The organism is Prevotella nigrescens, from assembly GCF_031191185.1.
GTDB classification, from domain to species: Bacteria; Bacteroidota; Bacteroidia; order Bacteroidales; family Bacteroidaceae; genus Prevotella; species Prevotella nigrescens.
The window spans coordinates 1-2,697 of sequence record NZ_CP133467.1 but is presented as its reverse complement, the minus strand read 5'-3'; the positions used below and the strand labels follow the sequence as shown (position 1 = coordinate 2,697).

Annotated in this window: 1 protein-coding gene and 1 pseudogene; one reads left to right on the top strand and one right to left on the bottom strand. The window is 35.9% G+C overall.

From position 1 onward, the window contains the following. The first annotated feature begins 82 nt into the window (after nt 1-82). Nucleotides 83-1,219 (top strand): Eco57I restriction-modification methylase domain-containing protein, encoded by a 1,137-nt coding sequence (locus RDV52_RS11165; protein ID WP_309149740.1) that lies wholly within the window; start codon nt 83-85, stop codon nt 1,217-1,219. A 454-nt stretch (nt 1,220-1,673) separates the two neighbouring features. Here RDV52_RS11165 and RDV52_RS11160 read toward each other — a convergent pair. Then, nucleotides 1,674-2,684, bottom strand: a pseudogene (locus RDV52_RS11160) (Eco57I restriction-modification methylase domain-containing protein); the annotation flags it as partial. Nucleotides 2,685-2,697: the final 13 nt, after the last annotated feature.

Here is a 2,697-nt window from a genome sequence, read left to right as displayed (position 1 = left end):
AGAGGGCTTCGATATTGTTATTGGTAATCCGCCGTATTTAGAATCGAGAAGTCCAAATTTCCCAGAATCATTAAAGGTGAGTTTGCAGAGTGAGATTCAAAAAAGAAGATTGTCAGATGCGAGAGCCTTTCCCCGTGGTGCAGATTTATTGATTTTCTTCTATGAATTATCGCTGAGATTATTGAGCCCAAATGGGTACAACGTCTTTATCACTGAAAATTCGTGGCTTTCCACAGACTACGGAAAACTGTTTCAGAATTTTTTATTGAAGAAGTGTAAAGTTCATGCAATTATTGATTCTGAGTACAAATACTTTGAAACAGCTGATATAAACACTATTATAACCATCATCAGTAACAGAAACGAGAGCAATGATAAATTTCCTGTTAAGTTCTTTCATTGTAATGGGAGTCTTGAAAAATATCCATGTAATACATTTTCCATGCATGATACGGAAAATGTTACTCTAAAAGAATTCTTATCAAGCGATCAATTATTGCATAACTACAAGTGGGGGGGTATCATTAGAGCTGAACAGAAACTATTACGGATTATAGAAACTATAAGCCAACTTGAAGATAAAAGTCTTTCTTCAAAGATAAGCATTGGACAAGGACTAAATCTAACTAAAAGTCATATTGTTTATAGTCAATCTTCTCGAACTTATCCGTATTATACATCAGAGATTGGTCCAACCTATAGTTGGAATAATTCGTCTTGTTATGTCAGTAAAGACGACATCTCAAGCAGTAGGAAAAAACCTCTTCTTATAATGCCAAGAGGAATAGGGACACATTTCTGTAGCATTAACGAATGCTCTGGCTATACATCAAGTTATGTTGAAATTTATGGTGATTTGTCGCAAGAAGAAACCTTAAACATATGGCTATTTTGTAACTCATCATTGTTCTGGCTTTTAAGAGAAATTACAGGAAGAACAAACTTGGGAGGCGGAATGTTAAAAGCAGAGGCAACAGACTTGAAGAGCATACCTATTTGCTACAATTTTAACAAACCGTCTGAAATTTTTGCCCTATATATGACAGTTAAGGATAAAGTGATAGATACGAGTATATCAGCAACGCTCAATGACAATCAACATAAAATGATAGATGCTATTGTCCTTAAATTCTTTGGATTAGGCAAAGAAGAAGCTTATATTGTAAATACGCTTCAAGACATGGTATTTAGGCGTATGAAGAAAAGTAAGACCAAATGATAATTGGAGGAATTGTCCTCCAATTATCATTTATTCTGGCTCTATAACGAATCGTGTGGGTAAATATTTTTTTCTTGCCAGCGTTCCTATGTTTAAAGGCTTTATGACTGAACAGAAGAAGACGGATTAATCTACAAATATAAAGGAGTTTGAGCTAAACAAGCTTCTACACACCTCCTGTTTATTCTTAGTATTACAACGTTTTGCTCACAATTCATCCCCTGTCATTCATATATCATAGTAAATTTAACCCTCCGCATCACATGTGCAGAGTATCCGCACCACAGCAAATGATGGTAAACATTCACAAACATAGTATGAATTAAGACCTTAAAAACATCTTATTTCGTTGGCTAAAGAGTAAAACTAAACTGAACAAATAACTTCTTTCTATGAATACAGTAGATATTATTCTAATTGGGTCAAACAACCCACACGAAACGTTATAGAGCCTTTATTCTCCTGCCAGCCTGAACTGCAATTCGTAATTTTTGACAAAGTCCGTTTCTTTCTGGGTCAAGCCGTATAGTGGGCAAATGTAGTCATCTATCTCATCAATGATGCCCTTGGAGCGTACAATCTTGTATTCCTTGAATGAATCAACATTGTAAGTGGACTCTCCAGATGTTGTTCTGACATTTGCCTTAGACTCTATGTCCGTTAGATACCGAGAATATAGTTTGTCAAGATACTCAATGTTTTCAGTTGTAAGCTGTGGAATGGTGAAGTTCTCAATCTCGTATGTCTTCCAATCAAGGTTGTTGGAATAGATTTGGTAAAACCAAAAAGCCAAAGAACTGCTAAGAATGCAACCAATAGCATTCGATAGTCGTTTTTGAAAATATAATGGCTTTTCTTTAGTTGAACCAGTCGGATAATTGGTTACAACCTTAAAGTACCTACCGCCAGTTGTCCTATAATAGATAGGATCACCCTTGTCGTCATAAAGAGTCCTAATCGGAGTATTGTTGAAGATTTTTATAAGAATGTCTTTTTCCATTTCACAACCAATCTTCGGAATGCGACCTATCATAGTATAACCATACACATTAGAAAAATTAAGATTGTCAATAAGCTTTTGTAAATCAAGCTCATTTCCTCTTCTGTACATCTTTGTGGAATAAAGATGTTGACAAGGTGTTTCCGTTTTTTGGAATAGCAATATAGAAGTATTCACGACGGCATTCTCAAATACAGGCTTGGGGCGAACTGAATATGATGAAATATGAATGGTGTCACAGTTATTCATCAATAAACGGTGTACTCCTGTGAGGGAATCACTTGAAGTCAAGGATATTGGAACGATATAGGCAAAGCTGCCATTCCGTCTGAGTAGGTTATAGCCCAATTCAATGAACAGTGTATATGTGTCGAGTGACCCTTTCTGCAAGCCACGAATGCTATTTGCGGTTACATAAGTATTCTTGTAATACCTCTTTGTTTGGTTATCATATTTAGCCCCATACGGTGGATTCCCA